Annotated in this window: 26 protein-coding genes; 17 read left to right on the top strand and 9 right to left on the bottom strand. The window is 57.7% G+C overall.

What is annotated here, in order from left to right; all coding sequences use genetic code 11:
- Window positions 1-48 precede the first annotated feature (48 nt).
- On the bottom strand, window positions 49-360 hold the full coding sequence (locus tag AMR42_RS20960; protein ID WP_234406414.1) for a hypothetical protein: 312 nt from the start codon (window positions 358-360) through the stop codon (window positions 49-51).
- Here AMR42_RS20960 and AMR42_RS00120 point away from each other — a divergent pair.
- The 4 genes from AMR42_RS00120 to AMR42_RS00105 are packed head-to-tail and all read left to right on the top strand — an operon-like array spanning window position 247 to window position 6,256.
- Complete coding sequence (locus tag AMR42_RS00120; RefSeq protein WP_368670709.1) at window positions 247-3,339, top strand: glycine-rich protein; 3,093 nt, start codon at window positions 247-249, stop codon at window positions 3,337-3,339. The two genes, AMR42_RS20960 and AMR42_RS00120, sit on opposite strands and share 114 nt — an antisense overlap.
- Window positions 3,336-3,854: a phage tail protein gene (locus AMR42_RS00115; RefSeq protein ID WP_099531445.1), complete on the top strand. Its 519-nt coding sequence runs from the start codon at window positions 3,336-3,338 to the stop codon at window positions 3,852-3,854. Before AMR42_RS00120 ends, AMR42_RS00115 begins: the two co-directional genes overlap by 4 nt.
- 3 nt (window positions 3,855-3,857) lie before the next feature.
- A complete protein-coding gene (locus tag AMR42_RS00110) occupies window positions 3,858-5,855 on the top strand; it encodes a YncE family protein (RefSeq protein ID WP_099531444.1) in 1,998 nt (665 codons plus the stop codon).
- Window positions 5,856-5,857: 2 nt separating this feature from the next.
- A complete protein-coding gene (locus AMR42_RS00105) occupies window positions 5,858-6,256 on the top strand; it encodes a phage virion morphogenesis protein (protein WP_099531443.1) in 399 nt (132 codons plus the stop codon).
- Here the strand turns inward: AMR42_RS00105 and AMR42_RS00100 are convergent.
- On the bottom strand, window positions 6,253-6,696 hold the full coding sequence (locus AMR42_RS00100; RefSeq protein ID WP_099531442.1) for a helix-turn-helix transcriptional regulator: 444 nt from the start codon (window positions 6,694-6,696) through the stop codon (window positions 6,253-6,255). The two genes, AMR42_RS00105 and AMR42_RS00100, sit on opposite strands and share 4 nt — an antisense overlap.
- A 170-nt stretch (window positions 6,697-6,866) precedes the next feature.
- Here AMR42_RS00100 and AMR42_RS00095 point away from each other — a divergent pair, with 170 nt between their 5' ends.
- The 12 genes from AMR42_RS00095 to AMR42_RS00040 all read left to right on the top strand — a co-directional run bounded on the left by AMR42_RS00095 (window position 6,867) and on the right by AMR42_RS00040 (window position 18,477).
- On the top strand, window positions 6,867-7,850 hold the full coding sequence (locus AMR42_RS00095; protein WP_099531441.1) for a hypothetical protein: 984 nt from the start codon (window positions 6,867-6,869) through the stop codon (window positions 7,848-7,850).
- Window positions 7,850-8,260, top strand: a complete 411-nt coding sequence (locus tag AMR42_RS00090; RefSeq protein WP_099531440.1) for a capsid cement protein — start codon at window positions 7,850-7,852, stop codon at window positions 8,258-8,260. The genes AMR42_RS00095 and AMR42_RS00090 overlap by 1 nt, the downstream gene beginning before the upstream one ends.
- 12 nt (window positions 8,261-8,272) lie before the next feature.
- Window positions 8,273-9,265: a major capsid protein gene (locus AMR42_RS00085; protein ID WP_099531439.1), complete on the top strand. Its 993-nt coding sequence runs from the start codon at window positions 8,273-8,275 to the stop codon at window positions 9,263-9,265.
- The gene (locus tag AMR42_RS00080) at window positions 9,266-9,484 is read left to right on the top strand and encodes a hypothetical protein (RefSeq protein WP_099531438.1); all 219 of its coding nucleotides are present in this window, start codon (window positions 9,266-9,268) and stop codon (window positions 9,482-9,484) included.
- Window positions 9,485-9,702: 218 nt separating this feature from the next.
- Window positions 9,703-10,386 carry a hypothetical protein gene (locus tag AMR42_RS00075; RefSeq protein WP_143472865.1) on the top strand — a complete coding sequence of 228 codons (684 nt, stop codon included), beginning with the start codon at window positions 9,703-9,705 and terminating at the stop codon, window positions 10,384-10,386.
- Window positions 10,380-11,021, top strand: a complete 642-nt coding sequence (locus tag AMR42_RS00070; protein WP_099531436.1) for a hypothetical protein — start codon at window positions 10,380-10,382, stop codon at window positions 11,019-11,021. The genes AMR42_RS00075 and AMR42_RS00070 overlap by 7 nt, the downstream gene beginning before the upstream one ends.
- A 1-nt stretch (window position 11,022) precedes the next feature.
- Window positions 11,023-13,089, top strand: coding sequence for a phage tail sheath subtilisin-like domain-containing protein (locus AMR42_RS00065; protein ID WP_099531435.1), 2,067 nt, complete (start codon window positions 11,023-11,025; stop codon window positions 13,087-13,089).
- A gap of 32 nt (window positions 13,090-13,121) precedes the next feature.
- Complete coding sequence (locus tag AMR42_RS20095) at window positions 13,122-13,412, top strand: hypothetical protein (protein ID WP_099531434.1); 291 nt, start codon at window positions 13,122-13,124, stop codon at window positions 13,410-13,412.
- The gene (locus AMR42_RS00055) at window positions 13,382-13,915 is read left to right on the top strand and encodes a hypothetical protein (RefSeq protein WP_143472864.1); all 534 of its coding nucleotides are present in this window, start codon (window positions 13,382-13,384) and stop codon (window positions 13,913-13,915) included. The genes AMR42_RS20095 and AMR42_RS00055 overlap by 31 nt, the downstream gene beginning before the upstream one ends.
- Window positions 13,916-13,964: 49 nt before the next feature.
- Window positions 13,965-14,510: a phage major tail tube protein gene (locus AMR42_RS00050; protein WP_099531432.1), complete on the top strand. Its 546-nt coding sequence runs from the start codon at window positions 13,965-13,967 to the stop codon at window positions 14,508-14,510.
- Between the two features lie 25 nt (window positions 14,511-14,535).
- Window positions 14,536-14,949, top strand: coding sequence for a hypothetical protein (locus AMR42_RS00045; protein WP_099531431.1), 414 nt, complete (start codon window positions 14,536-14,538; stop codon window positions 14,947-14,949).
- A 162-nt stretch (window positions 14,950-15,111) separates the two neighbouring features.
- Window positions 15,112-18,477, top strand: coding sequence for a phage tail tape measure protein (locus AMR42_RS00040; RefSeq protein ID WP_099531430.1), 3,366 nt, complete (start codon window positions 15,112-15,114; stop codon window positions 18,475-18,477).
- Here the strand turns inward: AMR42_RS00040 and AMR42_RS00035 are convergent.
- Window positions 18,474-18,830: a hypothetical protein gene (locus AMR42_RS00035; RefSeq protein ID WP_099531429.1), complete on the bottom strand. Its 357-nt coding sequence runs from the start codon at window positions 18,828-18,830 to the stop codon at window positions 18,474-18,476. The two genes, AMR42_RS00040 and AMR42_RS00035, sit on opposite strands and share 4 nt — an antisense overlap.
- A gap of 62 nt (window positions 18,831-18,892) precedes the next feature.
- On the opposite strand from AMR42_RS00035, the gene AMR42_RS00030 reads away from it, so the two are divergent.
- Window positions 18,893-19,384 carry a phage tail protein gene (locus AMR42_RS00030; protein WP_099531428.1) on the top strand — a complete coding sequence of 164 codons (492 nt, stop codon included), beginning with the start codon at window positions 18,893-18,895 and terminating at the stop codon, window positions 19,382-19,384.
- A 3-nt stretch (window positions 19,385-19,387) separates the two neighbouring features.
- On the opposite strand, the gene AMR42_RS00025 is transcribed toward AMR42_RS00030, so the two are convergent.
- The 6 genes from AMR42_RS00025 to AMR42_RS00005 all read right to left on the bottom strand — a co-directional run bounded on the left by AMR42_RS00025 (window position 19,388) and on the right by AMR42_RS00005 (window position 22,807).
- Complete coding sequence (locus AMR42_RS00025) at window positions 19,388-19,720, bottom strand: hypothetical protein (RefSeq protein WP_099531427.1); 333 nt, start codon at window positions 19,718-19,720, stop codon at window positions 19,388-19,390.
- Window positions 19,717-20,187: a hypothetical protein gene (locus AMR42_RS00020; protein WP_099531426.1), complete on the bottom strand. Its 471-nt coding sequence runs from the start codon at window positions 20,185-20,187 to the stop codon at window positions 19,717-19,719. The genes AMR42_RS00025 and AMR42_RS00020 overlap by 4 nt, the downstream gene beginning before the upstream one ends.
- 44 nt (window positions 20,188-20,231) lie before the next feature.
- Window positions 20,232-21,056 carry a hypothetical protein gene (locus AMR42_RS00015; protein ID WP_099531425.1) on the bottom strand — a complete coding sequence of 275 codons (825 nt, stop codon included), beginning with the start codon at window positions 21,054-21,056 and terminating at the stop codon, window positions 20,232-20,234.
- 97 nt (window positions 21,057-21,153) lie between these two features.
- Entirely contained in the window at window positions 21,154-21,549 is a 396-nt protein-coding gene (locus AMR42_RS00010; RefSeq protein ID WP_099531424.1) for a hypothetical protein, read from the bottom strand.
- 120 nt (window positions 21,550-21,669) lie between these two features.
- Window positions 21,670-21,801 (bottom strand): hypothetical protein, encoded by a 132-nt coding sequence (locus AMR42_RS21320; RefSeq protein ID WP_255407475.1) that lies wholly within the window; start codon window positions 21,799-21,801, stop codon window positions 21,670-21,672.
- 34 nt (window positions 21,802-21,835) lie between these two features.
- Window positions 21,836-22,807, bottom strand: coding sequence for a Bro-N domain-containing protein (locus AMR42_RS00005; protein ID WP_099531456.1), 972 nt, complete (start codon window positions 22,805-22,807; stop codon window positions 21,836-21,838).
- Window positions 22,808-23,678 lie beyond the last annotated feature (871 nt).

The raw sequence follows: 23,678 nt of genomic DNA, 5'->3' as shown, positions 1-23,678 counted from the left end.
CCGGGCGCGTTCGATAAGACCGTGACTTGGGGCGCGGTGAAGGAAGAGTTAGGTGTTGGGGTTGACCTGACTGCATTGCAGGCGCAAGTGGCGGGCAAGGCCAATGCGATCCACCAACACAGCCCCATCGACATCTTGCAGCGAGGGGAGCCAAACGGTTTCGCCACATTGGACGCGACGGGCAAGATTCCGATCCTTCAGATTCCCGATGGGATTGGGGGCGGATCCGTGGGTGGCATTGAAGATGTGCCGGGGCTGCAAACCGCATTGGACGGGAAAGCGCCGATCACCCACACTCAGGGAATTTCCACGATCACCGGACTCCAGGCCGCATTGGATGGAAAAGCGCCGTCCGTCCACTCTCACGCCATTGCTGATGTGACCGGATTGCAGCCCGCCCTTGACGCTCGGGTATTGAGCAGTACGGTAGGGCAACCGTCCGGCGTGGCTTCTCTCGGTTCCGATGGCAAAATCCCACCCGGTCAAATCCCGTCGCTAGCCATTCGCGAAACGTTCGTGGTGGCTTCCGAAGCGGCAATGCTGGCATTAACCGCCCAGCAGGGGGATGTTGCCCGCCGAACGGATACCGGGCAAACTTTTATCCTTCAGACGGAACCGGCAACAACGCTCGCCAACTGGGTTCAAATTTCCGCAACCGCTGCCGTCTCAACGGTGAATGGCGAATCGGGAGATGTGACGCTCACGATCACCGACATCCCAGGATTGCAGACCGCGCTCGACTCGAAAGCTGCAAGCGCTCACGTCCACTCAGGCGCTGATATCACATCCGGGCTGGTCTCGGTCGCACGGCTTGGCGCGGGTACTCCATCGGCAGCGAACTATCTGAGAGGGGATGGCTCATGGGTGGCTCCGAACGTGGCCGCGATCACCGGACTCCAGACCGCGCTAGATGAAAAGCTCGCAACCGCATCCAACGCGGCCTCACAAGGTTTGGTCTTGACGGCAACGGGCGCAACCGCTTGGGAATGGAAACAGCCATCGGGCGGCGGTGGCACTCCAGTCGATGCGAACGGGCATCCCGTGATCGGGGGCGTTGCCCCGGTGGCGGCGGTCGATTGGCGCGGTGGGGTCTCGGAAGTTACGACCGGATTCGCTGCGTTCTCGGGATTGACCAGCGCTTACCGCGCCAACTCGCGACGGCTGTATGTGATGGCGGGAGCCCCTCGATTGCACTTCACTGCCGATGCTTCTGGGCTGTTGGCAGAGGGACAGATTCGGAATTATTGCGCCTATAACACTTCTGTCACGGGATGGACGGTGGTGAGCGCAACGGTGGCGGCCGCATCGGGCGTGAATGATCCCGGTGGTACAGCCGGGGCGATTCAGGTCGACTCGACACTCTCAGGCGGATACACCCAACAGAGCGTGGTCTCGGTTCCCACCGAAGGGGCGGGCAATTACGCAGTCTCGGGTTTTTTCCGGGCCGGCTCTGCCTCAGTCGTGACCCTGTGGCTGTCGGGTGACAACGGCGCAACCTTTTCCCGTTGCGCTTTCGATCTGTCCACCGGAATTGCCACGCCCGACAGCAGCGCGATTGCGCCCAGCAACATCCGAGTCGAGCGCTACCCGAACGGTTGGTGGTATGTCGGGTTTGTGGCGGCTCTGGCATCGGTGGCGACCACACGGATCAGGATTTATCCCGGTGGGTTGGCGGGCGCGGTGGGCACGGTCGTGTTTTGGGGTACGCAGATCGCCCCGGCTGGATATGTGCCAAGCCTTGGAGCCTTGACCAGTACTGCGGTTGGGGTCAAGGAGATTGACAATCGCAGTTCCGCACTCACAACCCCGCTCACCCCTGCTGATTCAGCCTCAATCTACGCAGAGCTTTATCCCGGCGCGGCGGTCGATGGCTGTCTGTTTGCTTTGGGAGTTACGACAGGGAGCAAGCCCCGGCTCGAAATTCGGCGCACTGCTTCCGGTGACGGTGGGTTGGTTCGGGCGTTCAATGCAGCCGGTACGCAGGTATTCACCCAAGCCATCACCCTCGGTACGGGGTTGGCCCGAATCGCCATCGCAGCCAGTTCCGATTCCACGTTGATCGCGGTCAATGGCTCTACCTTTACGGTGGCGGCAAGCCTGAATTGGCTGGCGATGAACCGGATTGCGGTCGGCACGGATATCGACTTGCTGAATGGGGCGGGCGGCGCTCTGTTCCTGCGATTGCTGCTCTATCCCACGGCACTGTCAATCGAGAATCTTTCGGCGCTTTCATTGGGTGGCGGATCGGGCGGATCGAGTGGCGGCGGTTCGGGCGGTGGCGGCAACCTCACATGGGCGGTGCGGACGGCTAACGCCACGCTTGCGGCTAACGAGAACACGTTCGCTAAGTCCGGGGTGACAACCCTCACCCTGCCTTCATCCATTTCGGGCGCGCACCGAATCGCCAACCGTTCAGGCGCGGCGATCACCGTCCAGACTCAAGGCGGCGCGCTGATCGACGGCTTTGCCACGTCCGCAACGATTGCCAGCAATACCGAAGCTGTGATCGTTGCTGACTCCGGGGTGTGGCGGTCGGTGAATGCCACGGTCTTGATTGCGTCCCAAACCTTTTCCTACACCGGGGCTAATCAAACCTTTACTGTCCCGAACGCCATCGGTGCGCGGCTGTTTTTCTACGGGATTGGCGCGGGTGGCGGCGGTGGCTCGGCTCCCGGTGGCGGTGGTGGTGCGATTTGTTTAGTTTTGGAGATTGCCGCATCCACCGATTTGGCTAACGGACGAATCGCCCAAGGCGCAACCCTCGTGATCGTGGTTGGGCAAGGCGGCGTGTTCAACGACACGTCAGCCACCTATGGCGGCGGCGGGCCAAGTGGTGCAGGTGGGGCGGGTTCCGGCGGTGGACTAACCGGGTTGTTTTTGTCCTCGTTCACATTCCCGAATGCACTCGGGGTTGCTGGCGCGGGCGGCGGTGCTGCCAACGCAGTCGGACGGATCGGGGGCGCGGGCGGCGGTATTACCGGGGAAAATTCAACCGGTGATATTCCCGGCACGGGTGGGACGCAATCAGCAGGTGGCACGTCCGGCTCGGGTTCTGGCGGTACAGCGGCGGGACAACTGTCGGGCGCTAGCGCCACTGGAACAAGCTACGCGGGCGGCGGTTCTGGCTACTACGGGGGCGGTGCTGGTCTTGGCGGCGCGGGTGGCTCGGGATACCGATTGCCTGCTGGTTTGGCTGGCTCTGTCTTCTACAGCGGCTCTGGTCAAACGTCAGCAGCCCTGTACTTCCCGGCTGTGTTCAACTCTTCCGTTGGGCGCGGTGGCAACGCATCATCCAACGGCTCAAACGGCGCTGCTCGTATCGAGGTAATCCCAGCATGATTCCAGCACTCATCACCAACGCAGGCATCGCAGCGGCCACCGACGCGCGGATCGCGGGGCTGCAAGTCGAGATCGTGGAAATCGCGATCGGCACCGGCACTTACGCCACGCCACCCAACGGAACCGAGATGGCTCTCAAAACCGAGATCGCCCGGTTTCCCGTCTCGGACTGGACGGATTCAGGCCCCAACGAAGTAGCCATCGCAGGCTACCTCACCGACCCAGGACTGGAGGCTGGAATTACCGAAGTTGGGTGCTTCCTTGACACGGGTGAGCTGTTCGCAATCGCGGCTCGATCAACCCCGCCGCTGCTCTACAAATCCGTTGCCGTTCCGGATCTATTGGTGGAAATCACCCTGGCTCTGTCAGGACTTCCCATCGAGGCGATCACGATCACCGATGACGGCAACGACCTGACGATGCTGTGCGATCTGCCTTGGCTCACACAGAACACGTTGGACATGAACAAGATCGCCATCCTGACGCGCCAATCCCTCAAACTTGCAACCCTTTAAATCATGAGTACCATCGCCCAACGTTTTGCCGAAAACACCGAAGCCCTCAACACCCTGACGCTCGCGGTGCAATCTGCCATCGCCACATCTTCCTCGGTGGGTGGCCGTCCCGTTGATTTGACCGGGTTGGTTGATGGCGTTTTGCTTCAGTACCAGGCCGCTGGGAATAAGTGGGTTGTGATTACCCCGGATACCCTGAAGCTTGCCCTGGATTTGCCCGCCAATTTTGCCGTGGATTTGACCGGCGTGGCTGATGGCTACACCCTGGCGTGGGATGCCGCCCAATCCCGCTTCGAGCCAATCCCGCCACTGGGAAATACCGGGGGCGGTACGGCCGTGGCCGCGAATATTGCCTCGATTCGGGTGGCTAATGGTGTGACCAAAACCGTGTCACTCGGGATTGTGGACACGACTTCGCAGGTGCAATCCGGTGGTGCATCGACCGTTCCCAAAGCACAGATTCCCGTCCTAACCAGCGACATCTCGGGTTCTCCGATCCTAGTGGGCAGTGGCGGCTCGGTTCTCAGTTCGGGGTCGGTTCACGCTCCAAGCCCCGGCTCATGGATGGCCTTTGACGGGAATCCTGAGACCGCGATTCGGTTTGGCCCAACAACCCCAAATAGCCTCAATTCAATCGGGGCATCATCGCCTGCCTGGTTGGTTGCCAGTTTTCCGTCGAGCATTCGCATCACCAGCTACTCTGTTCAAGTGGGAAGCGGCACGGTATCAGGCACGACCAAGACAGTGCCAGCCGCACCAATCACGTTCAACCTGCAAGGTAAAGACGGGACGCTCGCCAACTTTCAGGATGATGCAAGCTGGACAACAGTTGATTCTCAAACGTTGACTAACAATGACTGGGGGCCGTTCGAGACCAAGGTGTTCAACCTGTCTACCGCCCAAACGTATCGTCATTGGCGGCTTCGGGTTACTCAGACCAACCTCGCCCCGTTTTGGAATGTCTCTTGGGGATTCCCCGCGCCGGTCATATCTTCGTTCCAGTTATTCGGCGGGGCATCGGCAACGGGTAACGTAACCGCATCAGTGACGGCGGGGCCGCAACGAGCGGTGTACGAGTCGCGCATCTTCGCTGTCGCTGCTGACGATGATCGGGTGATCGCCACGGTGGGCAATGACGAGGGGTCTGATCGGATTTTCGCCATCAGCGCCAACTCCAAAGCAATCACTCAAGATTTCGCGCTTTCGGGTGGCACGCTGTACCGTGTCCAGTACAACATCCTCTCTCCCAACAACGCATTCCTGTACTCCTCTGCTACTGAGGTATCGGGTCGGATTGCAGTGCAAGCGAACGAAAACCGGGCCTACGTAGCCGCTGGGTCTCAGATCCTTGAAGTCGCCATCGATGCCCAAACTACGACGGCTATCGACCTGCCCAGCGCAGATGTCCAAGGTCTAGTTGTTGTGGGTGGAAAGCTGTACGCGGTGGATCAAACTGGCAACCGCGTGATCGTAATTGACCGGGCAACCCGAACTCAAATCACCACAATCACCGTGGGAACATCACCCATCGACATTGCTTTTGACTCAGGGCAGCAAACCCTATTCGTCACCAACTCAGGCAGCAACAACGTCACCCTGATTTCATCCGTCACCGATACCCCGATCACGACGGTAGCGGTCGGGTCTTTCCCGGTTGGCGTTCGGACGGATTCAACGACGGGGCGGGCGGTGATTGCGAATCGGGATTCGGGGAACGTGACGATCCTCAACACGATTTCAGGGGCGGCGGTCGGGTCGGTGGCCATCGGGACTACAGCCCGCCCGGTTTCTGTGGCGATTGACTCTGCCAATGGTCGGGCGTTTGTAGCCTGTGAGGGCTATCACCAGTTGGTGGCGATCCGATTGAGCGACAACCAGCAGGTGGCCCGCATCCCGGTTGCGCCCGAACCCATCTCAGCGACGTTCGTTGCGGCAACCTCTGAGGTTTACGTGGCCTCTCGGGATGGGGCAATTTCCGTGGTCAAATCGTTGGCAGGCTAACCATGTCTCTCTCATTCACGATTGACGGCCCGGCCCCATCCGACCTTCAGCGCGTCCGATCAAAGTTGCATGACTTGTCTGAGTTAGTCACCCAATTGGGTGAAATGCAACATCAGATGACGATGGAGGATTATTCGAGCCAAGTCAGTCCCGATGGGGCGGGATGGGTTGGCGGGCCCAATTACCACGGGTTGGTGGAATCGGGGGCGATGCAAGGCGGGATTACCCTATCGGCAGGGGGCAACACCGCCACAATCACCGCGTCCGATTTCAAGTCGCCGTTCCACAATTTCGGGACATCTCGCGGCATCCCACCCCGTCCCTTCATCGGCATCGGGGCCCGGCATGAAGCGAAACTGAAAGAGACGGCAGAGCAGTGGCTTCAGTCGTTACTCGGTTAGAACTCAGGGAACAGCTCACTCACCCCCATCCCGGCTACACGAGCTAAAGCCTGACGCTCCCAATGGGTCGGCGCATCCTGTTTTCGCAAGATTGAAACCAATCTTGCGTAATCCAACCCAGACAAACTTGCAAGCGGGGCGTAATCAATCCGCCCCAACTGCCGTAAGTCCTGATACCAGCGGATCAGGGTTTCGGCCACGGTGTGGTACTCAGGGAACGCCTCACCCAATGGCAGATTCAGCGCTGTCGAGACCGCCCTTTGCAGCCGGAGTGAAGGATACTCACGCCCCTTGATCGCAGCATTTAGATGTTGCGGAGTCAACTTGACCCCGCAAGACACGAAAACCGTGTAACACAAATCAATCTGAGTCAAACCCCGTTCCTTGAGGATTGCCTGCAATCGCTCACAAGGGACGGGGTTTTTGGTGGCTTGAGGCATGGGATCGACCAAATAAAGAAAACTCGACAGCCCCTATCTTACTGATTGCCTTTGTGACAAAAGCGCTTTAACCCTGTCACCCCAAGCCTTTGAGGTGATGGCTCTTGGGTGGTTTAACCCGCAATCTTTGGGGACTCTCCTAGGGTGGGATCAGTAGTTTTGATCGGGCCATGCAAGAGATTGAGGTTTTTAGCGTTGGCAATCACACCGATTCAGCGGGGCGAGCAAGAGAGTACGTCCCTGCCGAAGTCAGCGAGATTGCTGATCAGGACTTGGCAGCGGCTCCGGTTCCGTTGGTGGCGGGTCATCCTGCTACTGACGATCCGGCGTTGGGATGGGTGGAAGCAATCAAGCTGAAAGGCTCAAAACTGTTTGTGTCCTACGACCCAGACAAGCTAGCCCCCGGAATCCGTGAGTTTCTGTCGGCTCCATTCAAGCCGTTCCGTCGCGTATCCGTCCGTCTCTGGCATCCCGATCACCCATCGAATCCCAGGCCCGGGAAATGGGGATTGGCCCATGTTGGGCTGTTGGGTGCAACCGCGCCCGCCATTCCCCTGACTCCAGCCTTTGAGTCTGAAAACGACTCGCACCTTTACACCTATACCGCCATGCCTGAAACCCCTACCGTGATCGAGCCGATCGATCCGGTCGCACCCGAGCCGAAACCCGAGACCCCGGACTTCTCCAGCTCTCCCGAGTTTGCCGCGATGCAAGCTCAGATCGCTGAATTGCAGCGCCAAAACCAGTCCCTTGCTCTGGAGAGCGCAGCCACCCAACACCGACTGAAGCTCTCGGAACTTGAACGGCAATTTGACGCGGCCGCATCAACCCGTCCCGAATTGGTGGCTCACAAAGCAACTCAGCTAGAGTTCCTGTCCGCGCTGTCCAAAATCCAATCGCCCGAGTTTTCGGCAGGCGGTAAGGACTTGGCGGCGTTCCATCTGGACTTTCTCGCATCGGCATTTTCTGAGCATGACCTAACCGCTCCGGTGGTTCCCGCTGAAGAACCGGTGGCAATCGCCCCGGATTTCAACGCCCCGCCTGGGATGGTTGTCGATCCTGAAGCCTACGCATTGCACCAAAGGGTGTTGGCGTATGCGGCTGAAAACAACGTTGATTACGTCACCGCCTTGGGCGCGGTAGGGGGTAAGTAATGGCTGGAATTTTCCCGCAACAGCATCCCGAAGATGTTTTGACCGTTGTGGCCACAGACCCGATCAAGGAATTTACGTTCGTTGACGTTCAGTCGGGTCGGGTAGGCACGTCCGCAACTCAACAGTTAGGCATCGCCCAGCACGACGCGGAACCAGGCGAAGCGGTGACGGTGGCGACCGGTGGGCTTTGTGCCGTCCGGGCGCAATCGGGCTTCAATTTTGCCGACGCGGGCACGGCGGTCGCACCCCGGTACAAATTCTCGGGCACGATGACGGCGCAATTCGTCTCTCCTGGTACGTCCGGACTGGCTGTAGCTGGTACGGCGGGCGCGTTCCGGCTATCCCAAAACGAGTGGGCAGCGCCCCCGTCCGCAACCAATCCTCAGCTCACCAACATCGTTATTTTCTAGGACGGGCCTGCTATGCCGATGAACTTACGCGACCGCCGAATCGGGATTGACCCGGTTCTGACCACGATCACCCAAGGGTTTAAAAACGCTTCCTTGGTTGGGACGGCGATTTGTCCCATCGTTGAATCGCCAACCCGCTCGGGCAAGGTGATTAAGTTTGGCAAAGAAGGTTTTGCAACCTACAACACGCTACGTTCCCCACGGGGTACGACTCGACGGATTGAGTGGGGCTACGAAGCCGACCCCTACGAAATTCCGCAACACAGCTTGGAACACTTGGCCGATCTCACGGAAATCTCTGAAACCGAATCGCGCGTAGGACTCAACTACGAGCGCACGACGATGCTGTCGTTGATGGGCAGTCACGCCTTGTCCCTGGAGAAGGAAATCGCATCGGTTGTGGCCGATCCTGCCAACTACGACGCAAACCACAAAACCGTCCTAACCGGAAACGATAAATGGTTGGTGGGTGAGGGCGCGAGCCGTTCCCGTCCGTTTCGGCAGATCAAGGATTGGGCCCAGGAAATCCGCCGGTCTATCGGGACAAAACCCAACACCCTGCTACTTGGCTCCGAAGTTTGGGACGCACTGGACGATCACGAGGATATCCGTGATCGACTGAAGCACACGTCATCTGAAACGCTGACCACCGAAATGCTGGCCCGGATGTGGGGTTTGAGTCAGGTGATCATCGCTGAGGCGGTGCATTTGGATGACGGCGCTGAAAATGCCGAACTGACCGACATGGCTTGGGCAAAATCGGCAATCCTGGCATACGTCAACCCCAACGCGATTGCGCGCGGCACGGTCAGCTACACCCCCTCTGTCGATGTGAGTCGGGCGGAACCTTCTGCGTTTTACACCTACGTTTTGCAGGGGATGCCGGCCGCCGAAACTCCTTACGAGGTTCGAGACCGAAAGTCTGTCGTCTACGGCGTGAACTACGACCGTCAGGTTGAAGTGACCGGGATGGGCGCGGCCTTCTTAGCTCAGGAGGTGATTTAAGTGCTGTACGAATTGCTCGTATCCGTGACGATTGACGGAAAACGGCGGCAACCGGGCGAAATTGTGACCTTGCCTCAAGGGGCTGTCGAAACCTTTGTCAAGCGGGGTTACGCCAAAGCCGTACAACCAACCCCACCGCCCGACACCCGACCGGAACCACCCAAGCCGGAAACCTCAAAACCCCGTCGTAAGACTGAACCCGAACCGGACAAACCATGATCCGCCGCACCCTCACAGTCACTTTTGCCAGCGTCCGCTTAGAGTTGCCCGACCAATGGCTTTGGAGTCTCAGGGTTTCCGCTCTGACCTCGCAACTTACGGCCGGTCGTGACTACGAATACGACGCTACAGAGGGTGAGGTAAGGACGCTACCGCTCGGACGGGTCAAGCCGCTGTCGATTGTGCTGGCCACTTACTCGCCTGCTACAGGGTTACCAGTGGTACAGGCTCCAATCGCGATCAACCAAGACGGGGTGGGCTATCTCCCTCAAGGCTTGACCGATCTGATCCTTCAGGCGACTAGCCCACCGGACTTTGATCGCAATATCGATTACGAAGTCGATTTACAGCATGGCCTGTTGACTTGGGTGGCGACAGGCCGGATCGACCCTGCTGAGTCCGTCCGGGTTTCCTACCATGCCTTTGGCAAGGCGAACCCGGAAACAGATGCGCCCGATTACTCGGATTACTACGCCACGCCCGATGATTTTGTCCGTACTTACGGATATGAAGAGACGATCCGGCTCACCCAAAACGGCAACGGAGAAGGACGCGACCTAAAGACCGAACCCGACTGGGGCAAGTTGGCGGCGCACCTTGAACAGGCAACGGCCGTGATCAACTCAGCAGCCGGCCCCTACCTGGAGTGGAACGCCCTTACCACGTCCGAGTACGACTCACGCAAATGGATCGCGCTCTCATTCACTCGCTACCACCTTGACCCTCATCAGGGAGAAGACGTTTGGAAGCAAGCGGATTTGGCCTTGTCCCGATTGCGGCAAAAGGGATCAGAGGGCGGCGGTGTGTTGCCCCCTGAAGACGGCACGGGGCTTGACAGCCGGTACATTTCCTACGGTGTCGCGCCGCAAACCTTTACTCAGGAGCGGTTGCGGCAATGGTGAGTTGGATTGCCCAGCAGCGGGCCGCCATCATCGAGCGCCTACGGGTTCCGTTCGAGCCTTACGGGGTTGAACCGAAAGAGCCAAACCCGTTGGCAGAAGCGGACGTGGCGAAAGGGAGTTTCAGGGGGTATGCATGGGTGGGTTTAGAGCGGGTGACGTGGGAAGCATCCGAGGGACGACCCACGCCAACGCAGCGAGGGGAAGCCCTTTGGACAATCGCCATCGGTCACACCACGCTTGAATCCTGTGAGTCCCTGGTTGCGATCACCCAAGCGCGATTGATTGGGCTGCAAATCCCAACGGCACGGGCCGCCATCGGGTTAGTCCGTTCCGAGTACGAGGGCGTTGATCGGGCATCCCGTCGGATTTGGCAGTGGACGGTACAGGTATCAGTCCCAATTCTGGCTGTTGCCGACAACACCCCACTTGAACCCGAACCGCTGGCCAAAGCCATCACCTTCACTCAACTGCCGACACCACCTATCGAGTTGAATGCATCCGGATGGCCGATTGCCCCCGATCCAGTTCCCAGCGATCCGCGCGACCCTGAATCGCCGCCGCTCAATCCCCACACGCCCAACGCAAATCCCAACCCACCCCAACAGCTCACAATCCCGAACAAGGTAGAGGAATAACATGGCAGCCATTGGCGAGTTTATTCGTGGCGTTCAGTTTGTAGAAATCCCGACCGGCTTGGTTCCGGTGCAAATCACCCGCACTTCCACAATCGGATATGTCGGCACGGCTCCGATCCATAAGTTGGCTGAAGCGGATCGAAAAATCAACGAACCAGTGCTGATTGCCAATGACCGTGACGCGGCCCGGTATTTGGGCCCAGCAATCCCCGGTTACTCACTGCCCTACGACGCAAAGGCTCGGGATGACTTTGGCGGTGGATTAATCATCGCCATCAACGTATTCGATCCCGCAATTCACCTGAACGTGGCCACCCAAACCACGGCATTCACAGGCGACACGCTCACCCTGACTGGCACAAAACCGGGTGAGGCAAACATCGACCTGATCAGCCTCGAAGGGACGGCCAACTACTCGGGTTCGTTCCGATTCAAAGGAGCCGATCGAGACACCGTGAGCCGGACGTTTGCCGGTACGCCAGGAACAATCACGATCCCGACCGGGGCAACTCTGGTGTCGATCAAGTCGGGCAACACAGTCTACGAGCTGACCACGGATTACACAATCGCGGGCAGCACGATCACGCGGGTTGATGGTGGCGGCATTGCGGCTAATGCAACCGTATCCGTTACCTACGAAGAGGGCGTGGACTCGATCACCTTGCCCCGTCGCGTGACCAAGGTTCTGGCCCCAACCGCCAACACCTACGACACGGGTGAGCCAACTGCTGAAATCCTGTCGGTTGAAGGGTTGAACGGCACGGTTTACACCCTGACTACCGATTACACCGTGGCCGCTGGTGTGGTCACTCGGGTGGGCGGCGGCGCGATTCCGTCCGGGGCCCGGTTGCGCGTGACCTACTCCAAAGTGGAGGTGGGAACTGTCACAAGCCTTGACGGGTTCACGACCTACGCAGAAACGGCTGATTTCACGGTAGAGTCCGGGGTGATTACGCGAGTTCCCACGGGCGGGATTCCCGTGAATGGGGCGATTCGGGTGGCGTATTCCGAACAAAACGTGGTGTTTGAAGAATCCCGCGACTATGAAATCAATCCGATTACTGGCACAATCACGCGGGTTACGACCGGGCTACAACAGCGGATCGCGTCCGGGGCAACCGTGACGGCTTCGTACGAATACCCCTCGGAAGTCACGTCAGCCGACATCATTGGCGAAACCCTGGAAGACGGGAGCCGCACAGGCATCCAAGCTTGGTTGGGTTCAACGCAACGCCTTGGATTCCAACCGATGCTTGTGGCCGCCCCTGGCTGGTCAGACCGAATTGAAGTAGCGCAGGCACTTGAGAATTTTGTGGAACGGACGCGGGCGGTTGCGGCAATTGATGCACCCATGGGGCTAACCCCTCAAGAGGCCCTGGAATCACGGGGCGCGGCTGGCCCGGCTGAAAACTTTTTCACATCATCCAAGCGGATCGTTCCCTGCTATCCCCATGTCGAAACCTTTGATGTGGCAACGAACAAGCCTCGACTCGAACCCTACTCTCGCCGTTGGGTGGCGATGGCATCGGTTACCGATCTACGGTTCGGGTACTGGTACAGCCCCTCAAACAAGGAACTGAACGGGGTTCAGGGGATGGAGCGGTTATTGACCTCCATTCATAACGACCCGAACTCTGAAGTGAACTTGCTGACGGGCGCGGGCGTGGCCACGATTTACCGGGATTACGCGACCGGGTTCGTGTCTTGGGGTGCATATTCAGCAGGCTATCCAGCCAGCGCCGAAATCGAGAACTTGATTTCAGTGCGCCGGACGTTGGACGTGATGCAATTCGCGTTGGAACGGGCCTGTTTGATCTACATTGACCAGCCGATCAACACCGTGATCGTGAACGTGCCGGCCACGGTGAACGCATTTCTGGATTCCCAGGTTGCCTTGGGTGCAATCGTCTGGGGGCGCTGTTCCTACGACCGGCGGAAAAACCCACCCACTGAGTTGGCCAAGGAGATTCTGCGATTCGATTACGAGGTGACCCCGATGCCGGGAGCGCAACGGATCATCTTTGAGCAGCGGGTCGATATCACGCGCCTGTCTACCTTGGGGGCGTAGTCATGAGGGGATTTGGTGGGGTCTGGCTTTGTGTGCTGCTATCCGCTTCCGGCGTGATCGACAACAATCCCCGAACGGTCGCAACCTACGCGATTTTGGCAGTGACGGGATGGGTGTTGCTTCGCGCCCATCAAAAACTTCCAAATGGAATCGTGGTTTGGCAGCACTTTTTGACCGGGACGTTGACCGTGATCGCGCTCTACTCGCTGCTAACTTCTCAGGGGGTGCAATTTGCTGGCTTTAGCTGGATTGCTGGGTCAGTCCTCACACAAACCATTCACTACTATCACCGATGTCCACGCCCCCACCCCCACCGGATTTAGTTCAGACCATAAGAGATTACGCTGCTGAAATTGCGGCGGTGTTTGGGGGGTTGGCCCTGATTGTCGGGAAAGCGGCTGAATGGCGTGAGCGCGACCGGGCGCAAAAGCGTGAGTTTTGGGATCTGCAAAGCGAGCGCCTAACGACCCGAGAGCAGAACCTGATCCAGATTGTCCAAACACCCCTGAACGCCACGATTGATGAGCTACGGAAAGACTTGGATCGAGAGCAATCGCGGGTGGCTCGTTTGCAGTCCCAAATCTCAAAGCTGACAGATTTGGCCCGCGTCAATTTCGAGCAAAAGGAGTTTTACAAACACCGCTACAAAGTGACGGGCGCTCAACTGCTGTCTTCTCTGAGACTTTTGGAGCGGGCCAGGCCTGGATATTTTGAGCGGCAAATTGCCCAAGTCGAGTCCGAATTGCAAGGCGATGAAATCTCCCGTTTCAGCCCCCCGCGATTCGATCCAGACCGCCCAATCACTGAGGATCATGAGCGCCGTTAACCCGGACTCAATCAGCTAAACCGATACCCTATTTTTGGAGGTACACTTCATGTCTCGGATCGGCAAAATTGTACGCGCATCGGTATGGATCGATGGTGAGCTGTTGGATGGCATCGTTGATGAACTGGAGTTGCCAACGCTCGAAACTGAGACCGAAGAGGACGCTTCGCTTGGGTTGATTGGCAAGCCGGAATATCGGCTGAAGTTTGAACCTCTCGAATGCACGATCACTTGCACGTCCTACCATCCCGCTCTCGACAAGGCATCCCACGATCACATTGGAACGCACGAAATCATCGCCCGCGCCAATGTTGAAATCTATGAAAATGGGGTTCTGGTAGACGAAAAACCACAGGTTACCACCTTGCGCGGTCGGTTCAAGGAAACACCGGGCGGCGATTTGTCGGGCGGTGAATTGGCTGAATGGGAGTACGTGATGAGCGCGGGTTACTATCAGCGGGTCTACGACGGGCAAGAGGTTTTGGCGCTCGATATTGCCGCCAACATTTACCGCGTGGACGGGGTTGATTTGCTCGAACGAATGCGAGCCAACTTGGGAATTGGCGGCGGCAATGTGTTGGGCAACGTGGCGTAATTCGGATTAACAGGAGTCGAGAGAGATGGCTAAGACGGACGCAACGGATTTGGCACTGGCTGAATTGGGTGTGGGAACTTCGGAACCGCCCAAGCCCGGACTGAAGGATCGCGTTGTTGATCAGATCGAAGAGTGTCTTGATGCATTGGATGAGTTGGCAGATGCCGTAAATCCTGACGTTTTGGACAGCGGTGATCAGGTCGTGAAACTGCCATCGGGTCGGGTGGCCAAAATTCGAGAAGGCACGATGGCTGACCTCGAACGCGCTCAATTGTTATCAGGCGGAAAGCAACAGAAACTCATCCCATTTCTGATTGCTGAATTGGTGGAAATCGACGGTGAAAAGCTGACTTACGAAAAATATCGAGCACTGCCAATTCGAGAGGGTTCGGTGCTAATGACGGCTGTTGCGGCTCAGTTTCCCGAGGGGGAATCCTAACCCCGTTGCACGTTTTGGCGTTGCTCGAAGCGGGGTTTACCTACTCGGAAGTTCGACAGATGACGCACCAGACCGCCCGGTTTTGGTGGGGACATATCCAGCAACTTGACCAGCTAAAACACCGCGCTATCGAAAAGGCAAAAAACAAGGCGAGACCCAAGCGTGGCTAGCACTTCCCTCACGATCACGATCAATGCTGTCGATCAAGCTTCTGCCAAGATCGACAGCATTTTGTCTCGGTTGGAACGTGCCCAGCGACAGACGGCCAAGGCAACTGAAGCGGCCGGGGGCGCTGCAAACAATGCAGGCAAGGGTGCAAGCCGATTGCAGCGGGGGATGGGTCGGGCTGCTGACGCGATGGCGGGATTCGATGCGGCTGCTAACCTGATCGGCCGTCCCGTGATCGGGGCGATTGGGGGAAGCCTTCAGGCGTTCCAAGAATTTGAAGACGCGATGTCCGCCGTTCGAAAAACGACGGGCTTAAGCGTTTCCGAGACCGCTGCATTGGGTGATGAGATTAAGGCGATGTCTCGCACCATCCCCATCAGTCAGAAGGGGTTGGCTGATATTGCCGAATCGGCCGGGTCGCTGGGCATCGCGCGGGATGACATCAGCAAGTTCGTGGACACCACGGCCAAGATGTCAACGGCCTTTGATATTGCGCCGGGAGAGACGGCCACCCGACTGGGCAAGCTCTCGAACACGTTCGGATTTATGAACCAAACAACGGGCAAGCTCGACTTCGGACGTGTCCAAAAGTTTGGCGACATGATCAACTACTTGGGCAACACGTCGGCAGCAACCGAGGTGGAAATCCTGAACGCAACGCAGCGCTTCTCGGGTACGGCCAAGGCGATGCGGATCACCGAGAACGACGCGGCGGGTTTGACCACCACGATGATCAGCCTTGGGATGGCCCCTGAGTCGGCCGCCACCGGGCTTAACTCGATGTTCGCTTCCCTGAACGGGCTGAATAAGGCCACTCCGAAACAGGCAGCGGCCTTGGCAGATTTGGGATTGACCACCCAAGACGTGATGAAGGCAATGGAGACCAGCCCGGTCAAGGCATTCGAGTCAATCCTGAGCAAAGCGGGTGACGCGGGGCTGAAAGGGCAAGCGGCATTGGTGGGATTGTTTGGGAAAAACCACGCACCGAAGGCCGCGCAACTAGCCCAAAACATGGATGTGCTGGCGGCCACGATGGCGCGAGCCAACGATGTGACAGCGCAACAGGGCGGGATGCAAGCTGAATTTGCCGCTCGGATCGACACGATGAAAGCTCGCGTCCAGTTGGCCCAAAACGCGATGAATGAGTTGGCGATCAACGTGGGCGGTGCGCTGGCCCCAGCGGTTACATCGGTACTGGCTCCGATCACGGCGGTGATTCAGGCATTGGCTAGTTTCGCTTCTGCCAATCCTGGCATCACGGCGATGATCGCAACCTTTGCGGCCTTGAGCGCGGGCATCTTGGTCGTGGTAGCAGCGGTGGGAGCCATCGGAGCTGCACTGGCTGGGATTGCGGTCGGGCCCATCTTGGCGGTGGCGGCGGCGATCACGGCAATCGGAGCGGCGGCGATGGCATTGAAGCCCCAACTATCAGCGCTATTCACGGGATTCGGTCAAGGCTTCATGGCAGCGTTCGGGCCAGCACTTGACAACCTCAAATCCGCACTCTCCCGATTAGGCGCGGCGTTGGCCCCCGCGTTCAACGCGATCAAGGCTGCAATTCAATCGGCATTTGGGCCGGGTGCGCTCTCAGGGATCCAAAACTTTGGGCAGATGATTGGGGCTGCACTGGGTGCGGCGGCTGGGTTTGTGGCCAATTTTGTCGCGGGAGTTGTGAACGCGGTGGCGGCGGTGGTGGAATTTGGGAACGCGATCGCGCAGGCATTCTCGGGTGATTTCGGTGGGCTGGCCAACATCGGATCGGGACTGATGAGTGCGATCACGGGGGCACTGGCAGGGTTGCCGGGGTTGGTGATGAGCGCGTTGGCTTCTATCCCAAACCTGATCATGTCCGTGTTCTTGGGACTGGGCGGGTTGATTTCGGGTGCGCTATCGGGATTACCGGGGCTGGTGTCGAGTGCGCTTGCTGCTATCCCGTCTGTGATCGCCGGGGTGTTTGGGCCAGTGCCTGGATTGCTTGCGGGATTGGTGGCATCGTTCGGATCGGCATTCTCGGGGTTAGGCAGCTCAATCATGTCTGGGTTGCAAGGGGCGCTCTCGGGAATTGGCTCGTTTGTGCAGGGCATTCAATCGACCGTGATGGGCGTGGTCAATGGCATCAAGTCAGCTTTTGCCAGCCTGTCGGGCGCGATGACTATTGGCGGTGGCGGCGGTGGGTTCCTGAGTGGGATGCTGTCGGGCGCTCAATCCATGATCCAGGGGTTGATTTCCAGTCTGTCGAGCATTGGCCCGATGCTGCAATCAGCCTTGACCGCTCCACTGATGGCAATTGGCCCGGCAATCACGGGCATCGTCTCGCAAGTGATGACGCTCGGGCCGCAATTGGCAGCTTCGTTCACGACGGCGATGGCGAGCATCACGACCGGGATGGCAACCATCGCCACCAATATCGGCACGATTTTCAGCAGCATCGCCACCACGATCACGCCTGCCATCACCCAAATCGGCATGGCTTTGACGATGGCATTCACGACCGCATTCGCACAGGTTGGGGCGCAAGTGGCGGCATTCACCGCGCAACTCGGGGCCGCATTCACAGGCATCACGGCGCAAGTGGCCATGCTGGGTTCATCCCTGACAATGGCGTTCTCAACTGCCTTCATGGGTGTCCAGATGCAAGTGATGATGCTCTCGGCAACCATGACGATGGCATTCGCATCGATCACGGCGCAAGCGACCGCGTTCGGTGCGTCTCTGTCGGCTTCGCTCACATCCTCAATGGCAGCGGCTCAAGCGGCCATGGCGGCGGCAATCGCGGGGATTCAGGCGCAATTGGCCCAACTTCCTGCCATCGCATCAGCAGCGGGGGCGCAAATCGCGGCGGCATTCCAAGCCATGGCCGGGTCAATGCAGGCGGCCGGGATGGCGATGATGTCGAATTTGGCAGCAGGGATTACGGCGGGCATCGGTCAAGCGGTAGCAGCAGCATCAGCAGCAGCGGCGGCCGTCCGGGGTGCGTTCCCAGGCTCCTACGCAAAATACGGCCCGTTCTCCAAATCCCAATTTGGGGGAGCCGGGCCGGGTCTGTTGGATGTGTTCACGACGGGACTGCAAAAGGCCGCGGTCGGATACCAGGGCACGATTGGCGGCGCACTCAATCCGATGGTGGGTGGGATGGGATTACAACCGGCCCCGATGCCGATCGGCCCAATGGCGACGGGAGCCACCCAACCGGCAACCTCGCCATCAGCATCCAGCGTGTTCAACTTCTCGCCGACCATCAATGTCGGATCAGATGGGGCGGTTGCCGCTGTCGGTGGGGTGTTGGCCGCAGAGCGCGAGAAGTTTTTCGCAATGATTCAGGAGTACGAGGCACGAAAGCAGCGATTGAGTTATGGCTAATCAACTTTCAGGGCCAGCATTTTATTGTCCACTCGATAATCGCCAGAGCCAGGGGCCAGTTCATACCGCACTGCCAACACCGTGCCACCGCCAATCGGATAGGCCCGGTTCAAGACCTTGACCTCACCCGTTGGGCCCGGCTCGGTTGATCGCTGATCACCACCGCCCTTCACTCCAATCCGAAATTCAGCATCGTCCAAGCTGAGACCGGGGGTTACGGACTGCCAAATCTGGATTTCAGGAGGTGGGCTGACAACAGGAGCCGGATTGACAGGGCGAGGCTGAGATTGCCCGATTCCAGCCAACCCGGCTCCTGCAACAAAGGCAATGGTGCATCCGATCCAGGGGTTCATGGCAGTAGCTCCGAAGTGCGGCATTTAATCCTTCGCAACATCTCACCCAAACCCGCAAGCTCATGGAAATTTCCGCATATTTGCTGATTGGCGATCTATCGTTTCCCGTCCGGTCGGGCATCTCAGGGATTCGGACGGCGGCGAAATGGACGTTCCCAACTCACGACCGGGTGGCTCGCCAGCAGGCTATGCAGGCTTGCGGGTCTGAATTGGAGAGCCTTGACCTGACTATTGACCTCCACGTTGACCAGGGGCAAATCGAACCCCGGTTGACGGCGATCCGTGAAGCGGCCTCCCAACAGCAATCCCTTGACCTGGTGTACGGCCAAGGGATTTGGAACGGGAAATATGTGATCGAGTCGCTGAGTGTGGACGTGAAACAGACGATGAGCGATGGAACCCTTTGGGCGGTGTCGGTGGATTTGTCCCTGAAGGGGTCAACCAATCCCGACCCGGCCCCATCAGCATCTCTCTCGGAAGCGTTCAATTTTTCCCCGTTCCAGCAGTCCGCAACCGGGGCAATTGCGGCGGCATTGGCCAAGGCGTTGGGCTAAAGTTCAATCGGATGGATCTTCTGGAGTGATATCGCTATCGATCCGGGAAAGTTTCGCACAAAGCCCCGCGACCTCACGAATCTCTTGCTGCAAACAACTGACGGCATCGGGATTCAGCTTCGCCCACCTTTTGCCCACGAATGATGCGGTTGGTTCCGGCTCGTAAGCAGAGCGGCGCTCTTGCTTTTGGCGGCGGTTGGTGTCGGATTCGATGTCATCAGCCAGGGATTGTGCATCTCGAAACATTTGCGACACGGAAGCACTTTGATACTTCGGACTGACGATCATCGCTTCCAGAAGTCGGGTCAGGATTTCGGCGCGTTGCGATTCGCTCATGACTCGCTTCGCTCCATTCCCATTTTGCAAGCGGCGACTAGGGCCAGCGCTTTGCAAAGCTCCCAACGCCATTCAATCGGCTGATGGTAGTCAACTGGCCGGATTGAGCTGATTACTTCAACGGCCGACTCTCGGGAGCCGTTACATAAATCAATCAAGTCCGTCAGCTCTGGGATTTCGTCAATCCCGCGATTAACTTGGTCTACCAAATCTGAAATCAGGGCAGAGCGCTTGGCTTCAAGAGATGCCGCTAGCCCTTGATCGATCCACTGGCGGATGAGTCCATTTCGCTGCTCCAGCCCGACTCGATGGGTCAGCGCGTCAATTTGCGCTCGGGTCTGTTCAGTTACTCGCAACTGGAACTGATGTTGATAAACACCACGGGGCGGGCGATTCCCTTGATTTTTGAGGCGGGCGATTTCTTCGGGACGGGGCCGCGATTTGCGACCCGGCTTGGATTCGGACATGGTTCGGTAGGTAGATAAGCCGGCCCGTGGCGGGCCGGGATGGGTTAGTAAAGGCGATGGGGGATGCCTTTGAGCAGATCCATAACTTCGGATTGCATCAGATCGTAGGCGCAATGGAGACTCGGGATGTCGGCTGGGTTGAGCGGGTCAAATAGCCAAGCGGTGTCGTCGCCAAGGCGATGGAACGATTCAGCGGATTCATCCCAAACGCCGGTCACGATTGACCATTCAGTTTTGCCCTTGGCCGCTACCACATATCGCTCGCCATTTTCCAGGGATCCGGGATTGAACGGCATGAACGGGGCGGGTAGGGTTTCGGGATTGGGTTCGGGGCTTCCACACCGTCCCGTGTTGGTGATCGAAACCGGAGCGATCACGGCCACGTTGCCAGCGTATCCACCAGCACGGGCAATTACGAGCGCCTCCCAAGGCTTGCGATTGGGACTCAGGTGTCGAGCATCGGAGGGGGTGAAACTGATTTCAATAGTTTGATCAGTCTCGAACATCGCCAGGGCTTCAAACAGCAGCCCCGCGTTCACGAGAATCGAATGGGTGACGGGGCGGCTGGCCAACAGCACGATATCGTTGACCAGTCCGGGGGATAACCCATCGCCCTCTCGGTAGACAGCGCCGATCTTTTGCCCAGAGTCACCTTCAATCGAGCTAACCCACTCAAGGCTGTGTGCATCGTCGCTTGCGCTCATCCCAACGATGGGGGTGATCAGCGCAAGGCTAGGCTCATCAGGGTTGACTGCAACGGCCACGGCAGCACCGTTATATAGGGACTCTGCCGCAAGGTGAACGGGCAAGTCGTTGTCAGTGGCAACGCTGTCAAACGATCCATCGACAAATCCGTAATCGCTAAACATGGGTGGTCTCACTCGATAGGTGTGAAAAACGATTGTGCAACCCCCGCCAAGGGGTATAGATAAAACCCTAACTCGTAACCATCGGAATGTCAAGGGGTTAAGCAGCAATCAACTGACGGAAGGCGTTCAACTCGAAACCGGCGCGGATCAAGTGTTTGCAGATGGGCTGGGATGCACCACGCTCGGATTGAGCCACCCAATCAGCGCAATCACAGACCGCGCGACCGCGTTCGATTCGAGCGGCGTGATGACGGTATTGATTGCCATCGCGGGTTTCGAGATACGCCACGCCTTTGTAGAGTCGGGTGAGCCGGACGTTCCGTGCCCCAGACTCGCGAACCGATCGGAAGTCACGGGCGAAATCCCGCTTGCTCACAAACCGACCACCACGCCCCTTGACCACAACCAACACGACATTGGCCCATTCTTCAACTCGGATGATTTGAGCGGGGTTGATTTGCAGGATGCGAGCGGCGGCGGCTTTGGTGAACATGGTGGGCTGTCTGAACTCGATATATACAATCTATCCTGTAATCATCGGATTGTCAATGGACTGGTCAAAATATTTTTAGACATGAAAAAACCGACCGGGGGCGGTCGGTTTGGGCGGGATTCAGGTTGAACGCTTCAGGGTTTGGCGCAACCGTTGCAGCGCTTTCCGTTTCTGTTTGGCGCGGGCTGGATTGCCACGGCCCTTATCGTTGCGGCCCCGGTTGCGGGGCGATTCGTGGGATTTGAGGTGCATGGGTGGGGGCGGCCCGTGATCGGGCCGGGTGGGGTTAGCTCAATGCGGCGCGGACGGAATCAGGGCGGATGCGGTTGCCGACTTTTTTCAGCCCGTAGTGTTCTAGGCGGATGCTAGGGGGCAAGTGCTTCTCGTCAAGCGGAATGGCCCACGCTTTTTCGAGAACATCGGTCGCAAAAAACCACCCCTTCTCGGGAATCCCAGAAAACACATCAACCAAGGCGTTGTTGTGGACTGCCATCAACCGAATGCAGCTCGCAACCCAATGGTTGCCGTCACAGAAATCCTCAACAACATCAGCCTTGACCGCTAGGTATCGGGGCATCTTCTCGGAAGGGAACGCAGCCGACCGCCCATCAAACCCAAGCATTCGGCCGTTCTCGAATCGCAGCCCCAGGAATTGGAGAAGCAATCGCAGGACATGGTACTCATGTCCCTTGGGCAATGCCTCGCGACGGAAGATCTCATCCGAATACGGAATAGGCAGGCTCAAATGATGCGCGTCGATGATGTCGTTGAGGATGGCCTTGCCATAGCCGTAATCGAAGCACCCTGCCATTCCGACTCGCTTCACGACCCACTCAAAGCGCTTGATCATCTCATCAGGGGTTTTAAGCTGCTCCCATGGGCTGTTGCGATTGGATAGGAAATTCCTAGGCGCGGCAAACGTGCTACCGCTCTGGTACTGTCCAGTTTTGCGGATGGATGGCAGGACTTCGGAGAACACCCAACGTTGAAATGCCTTAGCCTCTGGTTTACGGCTTGTGAACACCAGGGCGTACAGTCCGGGTTCGTTGACAACGTTGGTTCTCTGAGTGCGACCGATGGTGTCCATAATATGGACATCATCTTTCATCCAGTCCTCAAGGCGACCAACAGCATTGCGATCATTCTCGATTCCCAACACAGCGCACACGTCTTTTGCCACAAACCACGGCTCATCAGGAGTGCCAACGACCCGAACCTCTTGACCTTCAAACGCTTTAGCCAGCAGAATATTGGACATGGTTTCAGCCCCTCCTATGGGCGATAACCGCGCCGCTTGGGAACTCTCCATTCCTGGGCGGCTTTGTTGTTCTCATGATAACACAAAGAATCTATTCGTCAACCCGAACAGGGCGGGAAATGACCAACTCGCCAGACGCAATAGCAGCAAAAAACTTACCCCAAGCGGGTTTGCCGCCATGGACGTACCCTAACTTCACTACGACCCGACTTACTCGATCACGCGCCGCGGGCGGCACATTGAAATTCATTGCAACGCTTTCTACGCAAGGACGCGGCACGGCTCGACTCCATCAGAATAAACGCTACCCATTTACCCTAGCACGACCCTAGGCAGATGCCAAGAAATTGCTCGCCAGCCTAGCCACCTGTTACATCGATTGGCGACAGACCCCGAATCACCCAAAGGTAGAGATAGCAAGGGTTTCGGAAGATCCCAAAATCCTGTAACAGGGCACATCCCAAAATCGAGTCCCATCTCAGAAGTTTTCCAAATTTTAGGCAGATGCGCTTGAAAGCCTTGCCCTGTATCCGTTTCGGACGACAGACATCCCTAAACTCACAAGCAGATGCCAGAATTTTAGGCAGATAAGCAGACCTGATGAAAAGTATTAGTTCGTCTTATCTGCCTAAAATTTCCCCATCTGCTTGTGAGTTTTAGAAAATCCAAAGGCTAGAACTCCCACCCAGCAAGGGATAGAGACCCCATCTGCCTAAAATTCTAAAAAATCCCCTTTAAGAGCATTTCCCTTCTTTAGTGGTTACAGGTATATAAAGGGGTTCTGAAAGGTAGGCAGGGTAAGGCTTTCAGAGCGTATCCAATGATTACTACAGGTGGCGATGGGTGGCTATGAGAGGCTGAAATCCTTACG

This window comes from Limnothrix sp. PR1529 (assembly GCF_002742025.1).
GTDB lineage: Bacteria > Cyanobacteriota > Cyanobacteriia > CACIAM-69d > CACIAM-69d > CACIAM-69d.
Note: the sequence above shows the minus strand (reverse complement) of the source record. Positions and strands in the feature narration are given on the sequence as shown.